Consider the following 16,136-nt stretch of genomic DNA (forward strand, 5'->3'; position numbering starts at 1 on the left):
AGACCCGCGCGGTCGCCGAGTGCCAGCACGACGACATCGGCAGCGGATGCCGCGGCCGCGGCATCCGCGAATCCATCGGTCTCGCCGCCGTCGATCGACGTGCCCTCGACGTGCACGATCTCGGCCTGCGGGAACTCCGCGGCGAGGGCGTCGCGCAGGGTGGGCAGGTCGATCCCGATGGGGACCTCCGGATGCCTCACCCCCACGTGCGAGGGGAACGAGTAGCAGCCGAGCACCGCGTACGGATCGGCCGCGGTCGGGCCGATCAGGGCGATGCGCGCGGGCCGACTGAGCGGGAGGGTTCCGTCGTTGTGCACGAGCACCACGGCCTCCTCGGCCAGGCGCCGCGCAAGAGCGCGGTTGGCGGGCGAGTCGAGGTCGACGCTGCCGCGCACGTCTTCGCCGGCGGTGTCTGCGCCGCGGGCGGCGTCGAGCGCCGGAGGCACGGGCGACCAGTCGGCGTCGAGCATGCCGAGCTCGCCTTTCTGGCGCAGCACGCGCCGCAGCGCGCGGTCGATGAGCACCGCGTCGACCCGACCGTCCTCGACGGCGCGCACGAGGTCGGCGCCGAAGGTCTTGACCGTGGGCAGCTCGACGTCGATGCCCGCCGCGAGCGCGTCGCGCGCGGCATCCGTCCATCCCTCGCTGTAGCCGTGCAGCTCCTTCAGGAACGCGATCGAGAAGTAGTCCGCGACGACCGTGCCCTCGAAGCCCCACTCGTCGCGCAGGAGCCCGGTGAGCAGCCGCGCGTCGGCGGCGGTCGGAATGCCGTCGAGGTCGGTGTACGAGTTCATCACCGAGCGGACGCCGCTCTCGCGAAGCGCCATCTCGAACGGCGGGAGCAGCACGTCTGCCAGCTCGCGCGCACCGACGGAGACGGGCGCGAGGTTGCGGCCGCCCCGCGAAGCGGAGTAGCCGACGAAGTGCTTCAGGGTGGCGATGACCCCGGCCGACTCCACACCCTGGATGTATGCCGTCGCGACCGTGCCGACGAGGTACGGGTCTTCGCCGATCGTCTCCTCGACACGACCCCAGCGGGCGTCGCGCACGACGTCGAGCACGGGTGCGAGGCCCTGGTGCACGCCGACCGAGCGCATGTCCTCGCCGATGCGGCCGCCCATCTCGCGCACGAGATCGGGATCGAACGTGGCGCCCCAGCTCAGCGGCACGGGATACGCGGTGGCGCCCCACGTCGCGAAGCCGGCGAGGCACTCCTCGTGGGCGAGCGCGGGGATGCCGAAGCGGTTCGCCGCGACGATCTTCTGCTGCGCGCGCTGCAGCGACAGGGCACCCACCGCCGGGTCGACGGGGGCGGTGCCGAACGGCCGCGTGAGCTGGCCGAGTCCGGCGGGCAGGATGGCGTCGAGGTCGACGTGGTCGTCCATGTCGTGCTGATGCGGGGCGACGTCTTCGCCGTCGTCGGATGCCCCGACCCACACGCCGTAGAGCTGCGCGATCTTCTCGGCGACCGTCATCTCGGCCATGAGCGCGTCGACGCGCGCGTCCATCGGCAGCGACGCATCGTGCCACTTGGGCGCCGATGTCTGCACGTCCGCTTGGTTCGAGAGAGTCATCCCTTCACCGCTCCCGTCAGTCCGCCGACGATGCGCTTCTCGGCGAGGAGGAAGAACGCCAGAGCCGGGATCATCGCCAAAGAGGTGTAGGCCAGGATCGCGCCGGTGTTCTGCGAGTACTGGCTGGAGAACTGCGTCACCCCGAGCGGGAGCGGCCACAGCTCCTGCGGAAGGCTGCCCGTGCTGATCACGAGCAGGGGCAGGAGGTAGCCGTTCCAGCTGGCGACGAACGCCAGGATGCCCACGGTGATGAGACCGGGCTTGGCCAGCGGCAGCATGATGCGCCAGAAGAACCCGATGCGCGTGGCGCCGTCGATCATGGCCGCCTCCTCGAGCTCGGCGGGGATCGCGCGCAGGAACGGCACCAGGATGATGATCGTGGTCGGCAGCGCGAATGCGATGCCGGGGATGATCACGCCCAGGTACGTTCCGTGCAGACCGAGCGTGCGCAGCAGCAGGGTGAGCGGCAGGGCGGCGACGGTCAGCGGGAACATCAGGCCTGCGGCGAAGAGGGTGTAGAGCCCCTGGCGTCCGCGGAAGTCGTAGCGGGCGAGCACGAATGCCGCCATGATGCCGGCGATGACGACGCCGACGGTCGTGGAGACCGCCAGCACCGTGCTCGCGAACACGTTGCCCCAGAAGCGCGGAGCGCCGAGCACCTCGGCCCAGTTCTGCAGCGTCCACGGGTCGGGGAAGCCGCCCGGGTTGGCGTTGAGGTCGGGGGTCGTGCGCAGTCCGCCGATGAAGACGTAGAGCACGGGGCCGACGGCGATCGCCGCGATGACGAGTGCCACGAGGTAGACGAAGGGCTGACCCCAGTCGAATCCGCGTCGGACGGGCTGGACGTCGCGCGGCTCACTGCTGCCGGTGACGATGGTGGTGGTGGCCGACATGTCAACCCACCTCTCTCTTGCGGCGGACGCCGGGCTCACGCCCGCGGCGGGCGCCCGCGCCCGTGATCGAGCCCGCGAGGTCGCGGTGCAGCGCGAAGCGCTGGTACACGAGGGCGATGACGAGCGAAATGATGAACAGGATCACGGCGATCGCGCTGCCGTAGCCGGGCTGGCCGGCGAACTGTCCCTGCTGCACCATGTAGGTCGCCATGGACTCGGTGCCGATCCGCCTCACCGCCGGCGAGACGGTCACCCAGATCATGTCGAAGACCTGCAGCGAGCCGATGATCGACAGGAAGGCCCAGATGCGGATGGTGGGACCGAGGAGCGGCAGCGTGATGTACCGCTGGATCTGCCACCAGCTGGCGCCGTCGATCGCCGCGGCCTCGGCCAGCTCGTCGGGGACGCCCTGGAGACCGGCCAGCATGAGCAGGATCGCGAATCCGATGTACTTCCACGTGAGGATGAAGAAGATGGTCCACAGCGCCAGCGTGGGGTCGGCGAGCCAGTTCTGTGCGAGGGCTCCGAGTCCGATGGATTCGAGGGTCGCGTTGATGGCGCCGGTGGGCTGAAGGAGGAGGCGCCAGGACAGACCGGCGATGACTTCGGCGAGCACGTACGGCACGAAGATCAGCAGGCGGAAGACGCTGCGACCGCGCATGCGCCGGTTGAGCAGCAGCGCGATGCCGATCGCGATCGGGCCCTGCACGAGCAGGGACATGATCAGGATGAAGAACGTGTTGGCGATGGCGCGCTGGAACTCGGGGTTCGTCAGCGCGCGGACGTAGTTGTCGAGGCCGATGAAGCGGCCGGAGTCGGCGAGGTTCGACCACTGGAACGCCGGCGGCAGGTTGTACAGGCTGTAGACCGCCGCGAGGATCACCGGGAGGATCACGAAGCCGAGGAACAGCACGAGGGCCGGCGTGATGAAGAAGAAGATCTCGAGGCGCTTGCGCCCCTCGCCGCGCCGCTTTCGGCGCACGGGTGCAGGGCCCGGGCCCGCGGTGACCGCGGGCCCGGGGGTGGTGAGAGTGGTCATGGCCTACAGAGTCGCTGCCGCGTCCTGCATGCGCTTGACGACGTCTTCGGGCGTGCCGTTGCCGGCGAACAGGTTGACGATTCCCTCGTTCATGGCGTTGCCGACGGTGGTGCCGAAGGCGGTGTCGAACCAGAGCTGGACGAAGGATGCCTCGGCGAGGCCAGCGGCCACAGCCTGAAGGTTCTCATCCTCGATCGCGTCCTGTGCCGCGGGAACCGTCGGGATGCCGGAGCCGCTCTCGGCGAAGCGCCGCTGCACGTCCTCGGTCATGATGTACGCGAGCAGGTCGGCGCACTGCGGCGGAGCGTCGGCTGCGCAGCCGAAGCCGTCGCCGCCGCCGAGGGCGGCCGTCGGGTCGCCTGCCGCGCCCTCGATGCCCGGCATCGGGAACCAGCCGAGGAACTCCGGCACCTCCTCGTTGGGAGCGAGGCCGCCGATCGTGCCCACGTTCCAGTGGCCCATGAGCTCCATGGCCGCCTGGCCGTTGGCGATCATGCCCGCCGAGCTGCCTGCGCCCTCTTGCGGGACGGTGCCCAGGAAGCCCTCCTGGAACGGCTCGATGCCGATGAACTCCTCGAGCTGCTCGCCCGCCTCGACCCAGCACTCGTCGCTGAAGTCGAACTCCTCCTGGCCCGCCGCGAGAGTCTCGGGCGAGCAGGACTTGAGCGCGAACTGGTACCACCAGTGCGCGGCCGGCCAACCGGCTCCGGCGCCGACCGCGATCGGCACCACGCCGGACTCGCGCAGCGCGCCGACGGCGTCGACCAGATCGTCGAACGTCTCGGGAACCTCGACGCCCGCCTCTTCGAACATGTCGGTGTTGTACCAGAAGCCCTCGATGCCGAAGGTGAACGGAACGCCGTAGGTTTCGCCGCCGACCTGCCATGGGTTCACCGTGGCGCCGACGCTCTCGATCGTGTCTGGGATGGCGTCGTCGAGCGGCATCAGATAGCCGTTCTCGACCTGGTCGCGCAGTTCGCCGCCGGGCCACACCTGGAACAGGTCGGGCGGGTCGCCTGCCGCGAGCGCGTTGGGGATGAGCGTGCGCTGGAGCTCTTCGTTCTGGTAGCCCGTCTGCTCGACGTTGACGCCCGGGTTGGCCTCCTCGAACTCGGTCGCCACTTCCTCCCAGACGTCGGGCAGCGGACCGTTGGTGGCGTTGTGCCACCACGTGATCGTGACCTCTTCGCCGTCGCCGTCGCCGTTGCCGTTGTCGCCGCCGCCGCCGGCAGTACAGCCGGCGAGTGCGCCGGCGGTGAGGCCGGCTGCTGCGATCACGGCGAAGACGCGCGTCCTGCTGCGTGTGTTCATCTTCGAACCTCTCGAAAGTTTCGACTGCTACGTCGAAAGTGATGTGGACGGTGCCAGAGTACGATGCGTGACATTTGAAGTCAAGAGCAACAAATACCGAGCGGATGCCGCGCCAGGCCGTACAGTGATGCGCGTGAGCGAACCCTCCTCTGCGGCCGAAGGCGTGCGCCAGCGCAATCTCGCACGGCTGCTAAGGCTCGTGCACCTGGAGGGTCCGCTGTCACGCGCGGTCCTGACGGAGAAGACCGGCCTCAACAGGTCGACGATCGCCGACCTGGTGGCGGAGCTCGTGCGCGTCCGTCTCGTCGAGGAGCGCGCACCCGATCCCTCGCGCCGCGTGGGGCGGCCGTCGCCTGTCGTCGCCGTCGCACCCGGCGTGCTCGCGATCGCCGCGAACCCCGAGGTCGACGCGCTGACCATCGCGGCGGTGGGCCTCGACCGCGAGGTCGCGCTGCGCGAGCGCATCGACCTCGACCACCTGCTCACGCCGGAGGAGACGGCGACCATCCTCGCCGAGCGGCTCGACGCCTGGCGCGACGGGGCTCTCGCCGACGCGCGGATCGTGGGCATCGGCCTGGCCGTCCCCGGCCTCGTGCGCGCCGCCGACGGGCTCGTGCGCAACGCCCCGCACCTGCACTGGATCGACGCACCCGTGCGCGATCTCGTCGCGGAGGCCACCGGACTGCCGACCGTGGTCGGCAACGACGCGAGCCTCGGCGCCCTGGCCGAGCACCTGTACGGGGCGGCGCGGGGCATCGACGACGTCGTCTACCTCAACGGCGGTGCCAGCGGCATCGGCGGCGGACTGATCGTGCACGGGATGCCGGTGGCCGGCGCCGGCGGCTATGCCGGCGAGTTCGGGCAGAACCGTCCGGGCATCGCGACCGAGTCCGATCGGCGGGCCGACGGCGGTGTGCTCGAGGACGAAGTGAGCCGCAGTCTGCTGCTCGAGGCGGTCGGGCTGTCGGCCGCCGACGAGCCGACCCTCGCCGATGCCCTCGCGCGCTCGGACGATCCGGCCGTGACCGCCGAGCTGGCGCGGCAGCGCGGCATCCTCTCCACCGCCCTCGCCAACGCGATCAACGTGCTCAACCCCTCGGTGGTCGTGCTGGGCGGCTTCCTGGCGACGCTCGCCGACCACGACCTCGACGGGCTCACGACCGCGGTCGGGGCGCTGGCGATGCCGGCGACGATGGAAGACCTCGAGGTCCGCGTCGCGTCGCTCGCCGAGGACCGGCTGCTCATCGGCGCCGCCGAGGCCGCGTTCGAGCGGCTGCTCGCCGACCCGGCCGGCACCGCCGGCTGACGCCGCCTACCCACGATCGGCCGGTCGGTCAACGGGGGTGCGGGACGCGGCATCCGCGGGAACCATGGAGACCTCGAGAGAGGACACCCATGAGCGACTTCAGCTTCCCCGGAACCCCTGGCGGTCCCGGAGCCCCCGGCGCACCGGGCAATCCCGGCGGACCCGGCGTGCCCGGCGACCCCGCCTCACCCGGAGGACCGATGTCGCCGGGCGACCCCGGCTACCCCGGCTCCCCCATCCCGTCGCCCGGACCGTCGGAGACGCCGGGCACCTCGCCCAGCGAGCCGAATCCGTCTGCGCCCGAGGAGCCGCTCGCCCCGACTCCCGACGAGCCGAGCTTCCCCTCGCCGGACGAACCCTCGACTCCGGCGCCGTCCGAGCCCACGGCGCCGAACCCCGACGAGCCGTCGACCTCGGGTCCTCCGCTGCCGGACGCCCGCGGACAGGGGTGACCGGAGCCGCCGAGGCGGACGGACCGCCGAGCCCCGGCGGCTAAATCGGACGAACCGTCATGGCCGGCATGGAGGGCCGCGAGTAGCGTGGGAGCACGTCCTACGGAAGGCCCACCATGTCGACCACGACCGATCGTCACGCCCGCACCGAGCAAGAGCTGCAGGCGATGGCGAAAGACCACCTCTGGATGCACTTCGCCCGGCAGTCGACGATGGAGCACGGCGTGCCGATCATCGTCAAGGGCCAGGGGCACCACATCTGGGACTCCCAGGGCAAGCAGTACATCGACGGCCTCTCGGGCCTGTTCGTCGTCAACGCCGGCCACGGACGCCGGCGGCTGGCCGAGGCGGGCGCCCGCCAGGCGGAGGAGCTGGCGTTCTTCCCGATCTGGTCCTACGCCCACCCGGCGGCCATCGAGCTCGCCGACCGCATCGCCGACCTCGCGCCCGGCGACCTGAACCACGTCTTCTTCTCCACCGGCGGCGGCGAGGCCGTCGAGACCGCGTTCAAGCTCGCGAAGTACTACTGGAAGATCCAGGGTCAGCCGCAGAAGCACAAGGTGATCTCGCGGTCGGTGGCGTATCACGGAACCCCGCAAGGAGCCCTGGCGATCACGGGCATCCCGGCGATGAAGTCGATGTTCGAGCCCGTGACGCCGGGCGGCTTCCGGGTGCCGAACACCAACTACTACCGCGCCGCAGACATGGGCGCGCCGGAGGGGACGCTCGAGGAGTTCGGCGTCTGGGCGGCCGACCGCATCGAAGAGATGATCCAGTTCGAGGGCCCCGACACCGTCGCCGCCGTCTTCCTCGAGCCGGTGCAGAACTCGGGCGGATGCTTCCCCCCGCCGCCCGGGTACTTCCAGCGCGTGCGCGAGATCTGCGACCGCTACGACGTGCTGCTCGTCTCGGACGAGGTCATCTGCGCGTTCGGACGCCTCGGCCACTACTTCGGCGCCGACGCCTACGGCTACCAGCCCGACATGATCACGTTCGCCAAGGCGGTGACCAGCGGCTACTCCCCGCTCGGCGGCACGATCGTCAGCGACCGGATCTACGAGCCGTTCCGCACCGGCGACCGCACGTTCTACCACGGCTACACCTTCGGCGGTCACCCGGTCTCGGCCGCCGTCGCGCTCGAGAATCTCGACATCTTCGAGGAAGAGGGCCTGCTTGAGAACGTGCGCGTGAACTCCCCGGTGTTCCGCTCGACGCTCGAGCAGCTGAAAGACCTTCCGATCGTGGGCGACGTGCGCGGCGACGGGTACTTCTTCGGCATCGAGCTGGTGAAGGACAAGGCGACGAAGGAGACGTTCGACGACGACGAGGCCGAGCGCCTGCTGCGCGGCTTCCTCTCCAAGGCCCTGTTCGACGCAGGCCTGTACTGCCGCGCCGACGACCGCGGCGACCCCGTCATCCAGCTGGCGCCGCCGCTGACGATCGGCCCGAGCGAGTTCACCGAGATCGAGGGGATCCTGCGCTCCGTGCTGACCGAGGCCTGGACCCGCCTCTGACCCCGGGGAATGCGCCGGCCCTCTCCGCGTTGTCCTCCCGCATGACACGAGTCGGAATCATCGGAGCAGGACACATCGGATCGACCCTCGCGCGCGGCCTCGCCGAGCGCGGTTACGAGGTCGTGATCAGCAACTCGCGCGGTCCAGAGACGCTCAACGCGCTGGTCGACGAGCTGGGGCCGAAGGTCACTGCCGGAACAGTGACGGATGCCGCGGCATCCGGTGATGTCGTCATCGTGACCGTCCCACTCAAGGCGCTCGATCAGATCCCCGTCGAGCCGCTGGCGGGCAAGATCGTGCTCGACACGAACAACTACTACTGGGAGCGCGACGGCCGCATCGCCGCGCTCGACGAGAAGCGCACCACCACGACGGCCATGCTGCAGGCGCATCTGCCGGAGTCGAGGGTCGTGAAGGCGTTCAACCACATCCTCGCGAGCGACATCCTCACCACCGGCGCTCCTGCCGGCACGGAGAACCGGCGCGCTCTCGCTACGGCGAGTGACCACTCGGATGCCGCGGCCTTCGTCACCGCCCTGTACGACGAGTTCGGCTTCGACACCGTCGACATCGGCTCGGTGGCCGAGAGCTGGCGCGTCGAGCGCGACCAGCCCGCGTACGTCGCACGCCAGACGAAGTCCGAGCTCGAGGCGAATCTGGCCCGCGCCACCCGCTGACCCCGGCCCCCGGGTCGTTGAGCGACGCTTCGACTCGCTCCGCTCGCTCAGCGCGGGTCTCCGCGAGACGAAACGCCCCGAACCTCCGCGAAACCCCGACGCGTTTCGTCTCGGTCGCTGCGCTCCCTCGCTCAACGACCCGCAACCTCACCCCCCGGGTCGTTGAGCGACGCGCAACCCCGACGCGTTTCGTCTCGGTCGCTCCGCTCCCTCGCTCAACGACCCGCAACCTCACCCCTGGTCGTTGAGCGAGCGCAGCGAGACGAAACGCCCCGAACCTCCGCGTGGCCTCACCACACCAACTGGTCACGGCGGCGGGACAGGTACGCGCGCTCGGCGGGATTGCCGGCGAGCCGGATCGCCCTGTCGTACGCGAGCCGCGCCTCGTCGCTCCGCCCCACCCGTCGCAGGAGGTCGGCGCGCGCGGCGTGGTACGCGTGGTAGGTGTCGAGAGTCTCGCCGAGCCGGTCGGTCTCGGCGAGCGCGACGTCCGGGCCGTCGACCTCGGCGACCGCGATCGCACGGTTGAGCCGCACGATGGGCGAGGGATCCAGCCTGACGAGGCGGTCGTAGAGGGCGACGATCTGAGACCAATCGGTGTCGCGCGGGGACGAGGCATCCGTGTGCACCGCATTGATCGCGGCGAGGAGCTGGTATCGCCCCGGCGGGCTCGCGCCCCCGGCGACCGCGGCGATCCGTTCGCGGACCAGGGCATGGCCCTCGGCGATGAGCGTCCGGTTCCAGGCGCCTCGGTCCTGCTCCTCCAGCGTCACCAGCTCGCCGGTGTGGGATACGCGCGCCGCGCGCCGGGCGTCCGTGAGGAGCATCAGAGCGAGCAGGCCGGCCACCTCGCCCTCATCCGGGAGGAGCGCGTGCAGCAGGCGACCCAAGCGGATCGCCTCGTCCGTGAGATCGGTGCGCAGCGGATCCTCGCCGGCGGATGCGAGGTAGCCCTCGTTGAAGATGAGGTAGACCACGGCCAGCACACCGGCGAGCCGTTCCCGGATGTCGGGCGCCGACGGCAAGCGATAGGGCACGCCTGCCGCTTTGACCTTCGCCTTCGCGCGGGTGATCCGCCGCGCCATGGTCGTTTCGGGCACCAGGAAGGCGTGGGCGATCTCGGCGACGCTCAGTCCTCCGAGCAGGCGCAGGGTCAGTGCGACCCGCGCCTCCATTCCGAGGGCGGGATGGCAGCAGGTGAAGACCAGGCGCAGCCGGTCGTCTTCGACCGGTCCGGTCGGCTCCGGCGGGGTGTCGTCGGACAGCAGGTGCGCCGCCCGGTGCTTGTTCTCGCGGTGAGACTCACGCCGCAGCCGATCGATCGCCTTGCGGGTCGCGGTCGTGCTGAGCCAGGCGCCGGGGTGGGGGGGCACGCCGTCGCGCCTCCACCGCTCCATCGCGGTCACGAATGCCTCGGCCGCTGCGTCCTCGGCGAGGTCGAGATCGCCGAAGCGACGCGCAAGACCGGCCACCAGCCGCGCCCACTCCTCGCGGTGGGCGCGGGCAATGGCGTCCTCTACGGCCGCTGCGGAGTCAGTCACACGTCGGTCGCGTGCCGTTCGACGACCTCGTTGAGATCTGACGGGAACCGGTGCACCTCCTGGGGCCAGTCCAGCGCGACGGCCAGGCGTCCTGCCCAGTAGCGCGCGGCTTCATCGTCGGGCACCTCGACGACGGTGAACCCGCCGAGGTGCTCCTTCGTCTCGGCGAACGGCCCATCGGTGAAGACCGGCTTCCCGTCCTTGCTCACGACGCTGCAGACCGCGGTCGAGGCGTCGATTCCCCCCTCGGCGAAGAGGAAGACGCCCGCTGCCGTCATCTCCTCGAGAAGGGCGCGCGAGGCCTCGCTCTTGCTGCGCAGTTCCTCGGCGGTGTGCTCGGGCACCCACTCATCGTTGAACGCGATCAGATACTTGGGCACTGATGTCTCCTCTCATCGGACGAGAGCCATGTCGCGGCTCCGCCATCTCGGCGACCCGGTCGGGTTCGCATACCTGATCCACGAACGCCGACCCGCGAATGCGACACGTCTCCGAGACATTCTGGATCACCGGTCGAATCGGCGGGGTGAGCGACGAGGCCTCGCCTGAACCAGTGTCACGTGAACCCCTGGTGGCCGGCCAATTTCGCCCCTATTGTGACCAGTGCGTCGGGCATCTGGGCGCATCCCACCCCTATCTGAAGCGCCGCCCACCGCTGCGGTGCCACGTGATTGGAACCGCACATGCCTGAAAGCACTCCCACGATCGTCCTCGTCCACGGAGCGTGGGCCGACTCGTCGAGCTGGAACGCCGTCATCCCCACGCTTCAGGGCGAGGGGTTCACGGTCCTCGCCCCGCCCAATGAGCTCCGTGGTCTCACGAGCGACTCGGCCTATGTCGCCTCGTTCCTCGCGCAGCGCACGACGGGTCCCGTCGTGCTCGTCGGCCATTCGTACGGCGGGGCGGTCATCACGAACGCCGGCCTGTCCGGCGACGTCCGAGCACTCGTCTACGTTGACGCGTTCATTCCTGACGAGGGGGAGACGGTGCTCGGGATCCTCGAGGGCTCCGGCTCGGCACTCGCCGTGCCCGACCCGACGACCGTGCTCGACCTCGCGGGCTACCCGGGTGCGCCGGAGGGAGCAGCGGATGCCTGGCTGAAGCCCGACGTCGTTCACACGTCGTTCGCCCAGGACCTGCCGGAGGCCGACCGGTGGCTGATCGTGGCGACGCAGCGCCCGGCATCCATCGTCGCGAACGTCACGCCGTCCGGCCCTGCGGCGTGGAAGACGATCCCCAGCTGGGCGGTGCTCGGCACGGAGGACAAGGTCATCCCGATCGAGACCAAGCGCCGGATGGCGGCGCGTGCGGGTTCGGCCGTGACCGAGGTCGAGGCATCCCACGTCTCGATGATCTCGCACCCGCAGGACACGCTCGACGCGATCCACGCGGCGGTGGCCTCCGTCAGCTGACTAGGGACCCTCGGGCTAAGGGTCAGCACAGCCGAACGACGCAGCCGGCGACCCGTCTCGGCGGTTCGATGGCACTGGTTGACTGGGTGCATGACCGACGCTCAGCTCACCGACGCCGAAGTCGCGGTGCTCGCCGCTCAAGCCGGGGCGGATGTCGTCCGCCGCCGGTACCGGACCACCATCCACCGCAGCGACGGACGCGGTGTCGACCTCACCACCGACGTGGACATCGACGCGGAGCGCGCAATCCGGAGTGTGCTCACGGCACTGCGACCTGACGACGCGATCGTTGGCGAGGAGCTCGGGATCACCGGGGACTCGGGCCGCCGATGGATGGTCGATCCGATCTGCGGAACCCTGAACTTCGCCGCAGGGCTGCCGATCTTCGCAGTCAACGTCGCCCTTGAAACCGGCGGGGTCGCCCGCGTTGCTGCGGTTGCCGATCCGGTCGCCGGCGACATCTTCTGGACCGACGGGGAGCAGGCGTGGGATCGCACTGCCGGCAGCGGCGAGGATGCGCGCCTTGTCCCGACGACGGCCTCACGGCTGGTCACTGTCAACCTCGAGACCGAGTACGGACAGTCGCCCGGCGCATCGTTGCTCATCGACGAAGCGGTCCGCGCGCAGTTCAGCCCGCGGTGTCTCTCCAGCACACTCCCGCTGGCGTGGGTCGCGAGCGGACATCAGGCCGCATTCGTGACAGCCGGCGACCTCCGCCACAGCGTGCACTGGTCCGCCGGGATCGCCCTGTGCAAGGCAGCCCGAGCAGTCGTGACGAACCTGGCGGGGGAACAGCTGCACACCGGCGACCACGGCATGATCGCCGCCGCAGATACAGGAACCCACCACATGTTGCTCGAAGCGTTGCGCCGGAACGCACCGTGAGACGAACCGGCGAGTGCGAGACGTTCAAGGGTTCGTGACAGTCGGCTGACGAAGCTATCCTCCCGTCATGGCACAGCGCGTGGACAAGCCCGAGCTGCACGTGGACACCGTCGCCGAATGGGAGGCCTGGCTCGAGTCGGACCCCGACCCGATCGGGGTGCGACTGCGACTGCGGAAGAAGGCGGCGACCCGGCCGGGCATCACGTACGCCGAGGCGCTCGATGTCGCGCTGTGCTTCGGATGGATCGATGGACAGTCACAGTCCCTCGATTCCGACTACTTCCTGCAGACGTTCACGCCACGACGATCACGGAGCTTGTGGTCGAAGGTCAACATCGGCCACGTGACGCGACTGATCGAGGAAGGTCGCATGCGACCCGAGGGGCAGAGCGAGATCGACCGCGCCAAAGCGGACGGACGATGGGACAACGCATATCGGCAGCGCGACGGCGAAATCCCGGCGGAGCTGCAGGAAGCCCTGAACGCCGACCCGGCGGTCGCCGAAGCCTTCGCAAAGCAGACGGCGCAGAACCGGTTCGCGATGGCTTTCCGTGTTGCGAACCTCAAACGGCCGGCTTCACGAGCGGCACGCGTTGCCGAGTACGTCGAGATGCTCAAACGAGGCCAAACCCTTCGCTGACGACCGCTCGGCACGCGCTGACCTTCGCCGCGGAGATAATGGACGCATGTCCTCCTCTGTCGAGCGCCGCTCCAATCCGACTGCCTGGGCCGCGTTCTGGTGCGCACTGGCCGGCTTGGTGCTCATGCCCATCCCCCTGTTCATCGGACTGATCCTGGGCGGCGGTCTGTCGATCGTCGCCGCGGTCCTCGCCGTGATCGCCCTCCTCAAGGGACTGGCACGCAGCGGGAAGGGCATCGCTCCCGTGGTGTTCGCCGCGATCTTCATCGCGCTCACGTGGGGCGGTATCTCGATCGGCGGCGGCATCGTCTGGTAGACCCGGGCGCGCGGTGCCGCCGCTCGCGCATCAGGCGGCCATCGCCAGCTCGCCCATGCCCATGGCGATGAGCAAGGAGAGCACAGTGAGCACGAGAGACACCGGCGCCATCGTGTAGCGCTCCGGCTTGCTCCGGGAGACCGCGTTCATCGGGATGCCGATCACGAAGTACGCGAAGACCACCCACATCGCGATCTCGGAGAACGGCTCGGGGAAGACATCGATCGCGCCGACGCGGTCCCAGGCGATGATGTCGATGAGTGCGTAGATCAGGATCGAGACCGCGCTTCCGACCCGCAGACGCGCGGGCAGAACGCGGTGCTGGCCGCCCCACGCGAAGTGACCGAGCGGGGCACCGAAGACGAGCGCCAGCTGAAACAGGGCAAGCAAGCCCAGGATGACTGTCAGCGCGAGGGCGAAAGGCATGGCTCTCACCGTAGCGCCGACGCTTCACGCCGATGGTCGACGCGTGGCCTTCAGGTCGGCCAGACTCCTCGTACGCCGAATCACAAAGGAACCACGATGATCACCGTTCATCTTCGATATGAGATCGATCCCGACAAGCTCGACGACTTCAGCACGTACGGCAGGGAGTGGATCCGTCTCGTCAACAAGCTCGGCGGAACCCACCACGGCTACTTCATGCCCAGCGAGGGTGACAGCGACGAGGCATTCGCCTTGTTCACCTTCCCGTCGCTCGCCGCTTATGAGGTCTACCGGAACGCCTCGAAGACCGACCCGGAGTGTCAGGAGATGTTCGAGTTCGCACGGACGACCGGCTGCATCCGTCGCTACGAGCGCCGGTTCCTCTCCCCCGTGTTCTCATAGGGGTCTTCACCGGTCATGCGGCTCCGAGTGTGCGGACCGGCCCTTCACCGGGCGTCCGTTGCGGCGGATCGGCGGGATCGGACCACCAGCACGATGACGACGATCGCGAGAGGCGCGTTGACGATGCCTGGCGCTCCTGACCAGAACGCTCCTGTGGCAGCCGCGTAGAGGCCCCAGAGGCCAGCGTTCGCAATGATGAGGATTTGGCCGAGGATGCTGATGCCCGCCAGCCGGTCCGGTCGTGCACGGTTGGCCCACACGAGCCGCGCCTGGGGAACGAACAGCAGAAAGGAGATCGCCGCGCCGGCGATTCCGATCAGGTGTGCAGGAATCATGGCGCCTCCCTCCGCGAATCCGTCTGGCGTTAAGCGCTTGAAAGCTACGAGGAAGCGTTCGGGAGGCTGATACTCGCTCCGAGAGCTGGGTGACCGCCCGCATCAGCCGCGCAGGCGAACCTCCGCAGTGGAGTCGTCGGCCGCGCTCGGAACCGAGAAGGCCGCGGACCCCTGGGGCGCCGTCACACGGTAGTCCCCAGCGAAGCCGCGCACCCGGACGCGCCCGTCCGCGTCCGGACGCAATGCCTGGGGAGCGTGCCACCACTCACCGCGGATGAGGGAGCGCAGGGCATTGTAGGCCGGTTTGGGCGATGCGTCGGAACGGAGGAGCCCCGACGGTGCGCCCAGCCATGACCCCTCGTCGGTCAGGCCCCGATAGGTGAGCGACTCCACGGCGGGGTGCGCCACGACCGTGCGGTAGTGGCGTACGAGCTCGTCGGCCTGCCGAGCTTCACCCTCGGGCGTGGACGGCCACGAGTCGACGACATAGTCGTTCAAGTCGACGATCTCCGCCGGCATGAGGTCGCCCGAGAGCAATGTCGTCTCGGTGAGCTGGAGCGGCAGGCCGAAGCGTGCAAATCGCTCGAGGATGTTCCAGACATTCTCCTCGCCTCGGAAGCCTTGGTGCATGTGGGTCTGCAGGCCGAGCGCGTCGATCCGCACCCCCGCGTCGAGGCATTCCTCGATCAGCCGCTCGTAGTCCTCGCTGAGGTCGAAGTCGTTCAGCACGAGCCGGGTGGACGGATTCGCCTCGCGCGCCGTATCGAACGCCAGGCGCACCATCCCCACGCGGCCCTTCGCCTGAGCGAGTCGGGTGACCGCATTGTCCTCCGCCGTGAAGACCGGCAGTATCACCGCCTCGTTGATTGCGTCCCACAGGTCGACAACCCCGGCGAAGCTAGTGACCTCTCGGACGATGCGCTCGCGGATCGTGGCCTCGACCTCCGCATCCGTCCGCTCCTGGAGCCAGGCCGGGGCGAGCGTGTGCCAAAGGAGCGGATGCCCCTTGACCCGCACGCCTCTATCCGCGAACCAGCGAGCCGTCGTGAGGAGCCGAGCGGTGTCGGGATGCCCCGGCTGCGGCTCGAAGCCGCGCCAGTAGAACGGGAGGGTGACCGTGTCGAACAGATCGAGCCAGGCGTCCAGGAGCGGCACCGCCCGATCGGCGTCTGCGCCACCGAAGACCCGCGCCGCGTCGCCGTCGATTTGCGGCGGCCCGCCGAGCAGCTCGACGAAGTCGAAGCCGATGTTCCCGAACCCGAACGCGTGCCGAGTCTGCTCCACTGTCACGGGGCCGTCGGTGAGGGCGATGCCATCGGGGGCGATCACCTTGAGGGAGATCTCCCGAAACCGATGCGAGAGGTCGGGCGCCGGCATCCGCTCTCCTTCAGATAGGGGCGAGGTCTTTTGTCT

18 protein-coding genes are annotated in these 16,136 nt (G+C 69.3%); 9 read left to right on the forward strand and 9 right to left on the reverse strand.

Going from position 1 to position 16,136, the window contains the following annotated elements:
• The 4 genes from JX005_RS15515 to JX005_RS15530 all read right to left on the reverse strand — a co-directional run.
• A partial coding sequence (locus tag JX005_RS15515; protein WP_214468500.1) for a glycoside hydrolase family 3 protein occupies nt 1–1,574 on the reverse strand: 1,574 nt, incomplete at its 3' end.
• Nucleotides 1,571–2,467, reverse strand: coding sequence for a carbohydrate ABC transporter permease (locus JX005_RS15520; protein ID WP_214468501.1), 897 nt, complete (start codon nt 2,465–2,467; stop codon nt 1,571–1,573). The genes JX005_RS15515 and JX005_RS15520, both read right to left, overlap by 4 nt.
• A 1-nt stretch (nt 2,468) precedes the next feature.
• Complete coding sequence (locus tag JX005_RS15525) at nt 2,469–3,506, reverse strand: carbohydrate ABC transporter permease (protein WP_214468502.1); 1,038 nt, start codon at nt 3,504–3,506, stop codon at nt 2,469–2,471.
• 3 nt (nt 3,507–3,509) lie between these two features.
• The gene (locus JX005_RS15530; protein ID WP_214468503.1) at nt 3,510–4,817 is read right to left on the reverse strand and encodes an ABC transporter substrate-binding protein; all 1,308 of its coding nucleotides are present in this window, start codon (nt 4,815–4,817) and stop codon (nt 3,510–3,512) included.
• Nucleotides 4,818–4,944: 127 nt separating this feature from the next.
• Here JX005_RS15530 and JX005_RS15535 point away from each other — a divergent pair, with 127 nt between their 5' ends.
• The 4 genes from JX005_RS15535 to JX005_RS15550 all read left to right on the forward strand — a co-directional run bounded on the left by JX005_RS15535 (nt 4,945) and on the right by JX005_RS15550 (nt 8,766).
• On the forward strand, nt 4,945–6,123 hold the full coding sequence (locus JX005_RS15535) for an ROK family transcriptional regulator (RefSeq protein ID WP_214468544.1): 1,179 nt from the start codon (nt 4,945–4,947) through the stop codon (nt 6,121–6,123).
• An 89-nt stretch (nt 6,124–6,212) separates the two neighbouring features.
• Complete coding sequence (locus tag JX005_RS15540) at nt 6,213–6,575, forward strand: hypothetical protein (protein WP_214468504.1); 363 nt, start codon at nt 6,213–6,215, stop codon at nt 6,573–6,575.
• A gap of 116 nt (nt 6,576–6,691) precedes the next feature.
• The gene (locus tag JX005_RS15545; protein ID WP_214468505.1) at nt 6,692–8,089 is read left to right on the forward strand and encodes an aspartate aminotransferase family protein; all 1,398 of its coding nucleotides are present in this window, start codon (nt 6,692–6,694) and stop codon (nt 8,087–8,089) included.
• Nucleotides 8,090–8,130: 41 nt separating this feature from the next.
• Entirely contained in the window at nt 8,131–8,766 is a 636-nt protein-coding gene (locus JX005_RS15550; RefSeq protein ID WP_214468506.1) for an NADPH-dependent F420 reductase, read from the forward strand.
• 290 nt (nt 8,767–9,056) lie between these two features.
• On the opposite strand, the gene JX005_RS15555 is transcribed toward JX005_RS15550, so the two are convergent.
• Nucleotides 9,057–10,307 carry an RNA polymerase sigma factor gene (locus JX005_RS15555; protein WP_214468507.1) on the reverse strand — a complete coding sequence of 417 codons (1,251 nt, stop codon included), beginning with the start codon at nt 10,305–10,307 and terminating at the stop codon, nt 9,057–9,059.
• The gene (locus tag JX005_RS15560; RefSeq protein ID WP_214468508.1) at nt 10,304–10,687 is read right to left on the reverse strand and encodes a YciI family protein; all 384 of its coding nucleotides are present in this window, start codon (nt 10,685–10,687) and stop codon (nt 10,304–10,306) included. The genes JX005_RS15555 and JX005_RS15560 overlap by 4 nt, the downstream gene beginning before the upstream one ends.
• A 303-nt stretch (nt 10,688–10,990) precedes the next feature.
• Here JX005_RS15560 and JX005_RS15565 point away from each other — a divergent pair, with 303 nt between their 5' ends.
• The 4 genes from JX005_RS15565 to JX005_RS15580 all read left to right on the forward strand — a co-directional run bounded on the left by JX005_RS15565 (nt 10,991) and on the right by JX005_RS15580 (nt 13,560).
• Nucleotides 10,991–11,719: an alpha/beta fold hydrolase gene (locus JX005_RS15565; RefSeq protein ID WP_214468509.1), complete on the forward strand. Its 729-nt coding sequence runs from the start codon at nt 10,991–10,993 to the stop codon at nt 11,717–11,719.
• Nucleotides 11,720–11,809: 90 nt separating this feature from the next.
• Complete coding sequence (locus tag JX005_RS15570; protein WP_214468510.1) at nt 11,810–12,604, forward strand: inositol monophosphatase family protein; 795 nt, start codon at nt 11,810–11,812, stop codon at nt 12,602–12,604.
• 67 nt (nt 12,605–12,671) lie between these two features.
• Nucleotides 12,672–13,244: a YdeI/OmpD-associated family protein gene (locus JX005_RS15575; RefSeq protein ID WP_214468511.1), complete on the forward strand. Its 573-nt coding sequence runs from the start codon at nt 12,672–12,674 to the stop codon at nt 13,242–13,244.
• A 46-nt stretch (nt 13,245–13,290) separates the two neighbouring features.
• Nucleotides 13,291–13,560, forward strand: coding sequence for a hypothetical protein (locus JX005_RS15580; RefSeq protein WP_214468512.1), 270 nt, complete (start codon nt 13,291–13,293; stop codon nt 13,558–13,560).
• Between the two features lie 30 nt (nt 13,561–13,590).
• Here the strand turns inward: JX005_RS15580 and JX005_RS15585 are convergent, their stop codons facing one another.
• Nucleotides 13,591–13,986: a hypothetical protein gene (locus JX005_RS15585; protein ID WP_214468514.1), complete on the reverse strand. Its 396-nt coding sequence runs from the start codon at nt 13,984–13,986 to the stop codon at nt 13,591–13,593.
• Nucleotides 13,987–14,082: 96 nt separating this feature from the next.
• On the opposite strand from JX005_RS15585, the gene JX005_RS15590 reads away from it, so the two are divergent.
• Nucleotides 14,083–14,388, forward strand: a complete 306-nt coding sequence (locus JX005_RS15590; RefSeq protein ID WP_214468515.1) for an NIPSNAP family protein — start codon at nt 14,083–14,085, stop codon at nt 14,386–14,388.
• Nucleotides 14,389–14,432: 44 nt separating this feature from the next.
• On the opposite strand, the gene JX005_RS15595 is transcribed toward JX005_RS15590, so the two are convergent.
• On the reverse strand, nt 14,433–14,723 hold the full coding sequence (locus JX005_RS15595) for a hypothetical protein (RefSeq protein WP_214468517.1): 291 nt from the start codon (nt 14,721–14,723) through the stop codon (nt 14,433–14,435).
• A gap of 102 nt (nt 14,724–14,825) precedes the next feature.
• Complete coding sequence (locus JX005_RS15600) at nt 14,826–16,100, reverse strand: endo-1,4-beta-xylanase (RefSeq protein ID WP_214468519.1); 1,275 nt, start codon at nt 16,098–16,100, stop codon at nt 14,826–14,828.
• Between the last annotated feature and the right edge of the window lie 36 nt (nt 16,101–16,136).

The sequence above is a fragment of the Microbacterium flavescens genome (genome assembly GCF_018588945.1).
In the GTDB taxonomy this organism is placed as follows: domain Bacteria; phylum Actinomycetota; class Actinomycetes; order Actinomycetales; family Microbacteriaceae; genus Microbacterium; species Microbacterium flavescens.

What these genes read in the sequence shown, in the direction of transcription:
- JX005_RS15520 (WP_214468501.1), bottom strand. Translation starts at nt 2,467, where the DNA reads ATGTCGGCCACCACCACCATCGTCACCGGCAGCAGTGAGCCGCGCGAC.
- JX005_RS15525 (WP_214468502.1), bottom strand. Translation starts at nt 3,506, where the DNA reads ATGACCACTCTCACCACCCCCGGGCCCGCGGTCACCGCGGGCCCGGGC.
- JX005_RS15530 (WP_214468503.1), bottom strand. Translation starts at nt 4,817, where the DNA reads ATGAACACACGCAGCAGGACGCGCGTCTTCGCCGTGATCGCAGCAGCC.
- JX005_RS15535 (WP_214468544.1), top strand. Translation starts at nt 4,945, where the DNA reads ATGCGCGTGAGCGAACCCTCCTCTGCGGCCGAAGGCGTGCGCCAGCGC.
- JX005_RS15540 (WP_214468504.1), top strand. Translation starts at nt 6,213, where the DNA reads ATGAGCGACTTCAGCTTCCCCGGAACCCCTGGCGGTCCCGGAGCCCCC.
- JX005_RS15545 (WP_214468505.1), top strand. Translation starts at nt 6,692, where the DNA reads ATGTCGACCACGACCGATCGTCACGCCCGCACCGAGCAAGAGCTGCAG.
- JX005_RS15550 (WP_214468506.1), top strand. Translation starts at nt 8,131, where the DNA reads ATGACACGAGTCGGAATCATCGGAGCAGGACACATCGGATCGACCCTC.
- JX005_RS15565 (WP_214468509.1), top strand. Translation starts at nt 10,991, where the DNA reads ATGCCTGAAAGCACTCCCACGATCGTCCTCGTCCACGGAGCGTGGGCC.
- JX005_RS15570 (WP_214468510.1), top strand. Translation starts at nt 11,810, where the DNA reads ATGACCGACGCTCAGCTCACCGACGCCGAAGTCGCGGTGCTCGCCGCT.
- JX005_RS15575 (WP_214468511.1), top strand. Translation starts at nt 12,672, where the DNA reads ATGGCACAGCGCGTGGACAAGCCCGAGCTGCACGTGGACACCGTCGCC.
- JX005_RS15580 (WP_214468512.1), top strand. Translation starts at nt 13,291, where the DNA reads ATGTCCTCCTCTGTCGAGCGCCGCTCCAATCCGACTGCCTGGGCCGCG.
- JX005_RS15585 (WP_214468514.1), bottom strand. Translation starts at nt 13,986, where the DNA reads ATGCCTTTCGCCCTCGCGCTGACAGTCATCCTGGGCTTGCTTGCCCTG.
- JX005_RS15590 (WP_214468515.1), top strand. Translation starts at nt 14,083, where the DNA reads ATGATCACCGTTCATCTTCGATATGAGATCGATCCCGACAAGCTCGAC.
- JX005_RS15595 (WP_214468517.1), bottom strand. Translation starts at nt 14,723, where the DNA reads ATGATTCCTGCACACCTGATCGGAATCGCCGGCGCGGCGATCTCCTTT.
- JX005_RS15600 (WP_214468519.1), bottom strand. Translation starts at nt 16,100, where the DNA reads ATGCCGGCGCCCGACCTCTCGCATCGGTTTCGGGAGATCTCCCTCAAG.